The organism is Longicatena sp. 210702-DFI.1.196, from assembly GCF_020563125.1.
Lineage (GTDB): Bacteria > Bacillota_I > Bacilli_A > Erysipelotrichales > Erysipelotrichaceae > Longicatena > Longicatena caecimuris.
Map to the genome: position 1 here is coordinate 1 of NZ_JAJCPX010000077.1, position 1,805 is coordinate 1,805.

The 1,805-nt window shown below is 33.7% G+C and carries 1 protein-coding gene; it reads left to right on the top strand.

Features of this window, described 5'->3' with window-relative positions; translation table 11 throughout:
- The first annotated feature begins 59 nt into the window (after nt 1-59).
- On the top strand, nt 60-1,661 hold the full coding sequence (locus LI241_RS15420; RefSeq protein WP_008688712.1) for an IS1182 family transposase: 1,602 nt from the start codon (nt 60-62) through the stop codon (nt 1,659-1,661).
- Nucleotides 1,662-1,805 lie beyond the last annotated feature (144 nt).

The following is a 1,805-nucleotide window of genomic DNA, read 5'->3' on the forward strand; positions in this document are numbered from 1 at the left end:
GAGGCTGTAACGAATAAGAAATAGCCTCACAAATAAAAATACGTCAAACTCATAAGAGAATGGCGTATTTTTTTTGGTATAATTTAACTATGGAAAACATCAATGTGTTCGAGTTAAATTATCCGTATCTGAACAATATGGATTATACTACACAACAGTTGATTTTACCACTGGATTTAGGAAAAAAGTTAAATTCTTCTGATCCGGTGTTCAGTTTTCTTAAAGTGATGGAAGGAGTAAATTGGAATACATATCTGAATCGACCTTCACATAAAGGTCGTGAAGAATACAATCCCTTTAAGATGATTAAAATCGTTCTGTTTGCGTTCATGAATAAAATTTATAGTTTGAGAGGTATTGAACAGGCCTGTAAAACGGATATCCGTTTTATGTATCTTATGGAAGAAGAAACACCCAGCCATATGGCAATTCAAAGATTTATTGAGAAATATCTGAAAGATTCTATAGAAAATATATTTAAGGATATTTTTGAATCTATCTGTACACTAGACGACGTTGATACAAAGACTTTATGTATAGATGGAACAAAACTAGAAGCAAATGCCACAAAATTCTCTTTTGTATGGAAAAAGACCGCGGTCAAAACAAGAGATAAAACATTTACACGCATCAATGATGAAATACAGAAACTGGAGAATACAGAACCTAAAGATACATGGGCACCGGAAGAATTAGATGTCATCCTTGAGGCAATATTATCGCAATGTAAAAAGCAAGGATTCTCTTTTGTTTATGGTAAAGGAAAGAGAAAAACGCCGATACAAAGGATTTATGATAACCTTGCGGACTATAGAGATACCTTAGAAAGCTGCCTGACCAGAATTCAGATATGCGGTGAAGGCAGAAACAGTTATTCAAAAACAGATCACGATGCGACAATGATGCATATGAAAGAAGACTACTACATGAAAACCGGAATCTTCAAACCGGGATATAATGTGCAGATAGGTGTATGTGATGAATATATAGCATACGCATGTGTTTTTCAAGAGCGCAGTGATCAAAAGACATTTATCAAATTCCTTGATCGGTATTTAGAACAATATAGAAAACTCCCAGCAGTCGTAGTCGCAGATGCGGGATATGGAAGTTATGATAATTATATGTATTGTCTAACCCATAATATAGAAGCATATATAAAATATAGCATGTATAGCAAAGAGAAAGAAAAGAAATACAAAAAGAATCTATATAATAAAGCAAACTGGATGAAAGACACAAGCGGCAGATATATCTGTCCGGCTGGACATGTATTCACATGTATATCAGAAAGGGTAGATAAACGTAGCAAATATATGAGAATCAATCAAAGTCATAGCTGTGGCAAATGTGAAACCTGTGAACAGAAGAATGTATGCACAACCGCAAAAAGAAATCGCATTATTACAGTGAATCCGATACTAAATGAACTTCAAACAGAGGCAAAGAAAAGACTAGACAGTGAAGAAGGAATACAGTTAAGAATGAAGCGGTCTATTGAAACCGAAGGAGCGTTTGGAGTTATCAAGACAGATAACAAGTATGACAGAATTCACAGAAGAAGCATAAAAAATGTGGAAATGGAGATACAGTTAGTATCTATTGGATTTAACTTAATGAAATATCACAATAAAAAGCAAAGACCAAAGTATTCAGCATAGAGAATAAAAAGGGGGAGATGTTTTTATAATGCCTTAAAACAAAGGTTTATTCCTTTATCTAAAAATAAGAGATATTTTTTCAGAACAAAGCATAGAAAAAAGAGGTGTAACCTCATAGACTTGTCAATTCAGTCTATTTCGTTA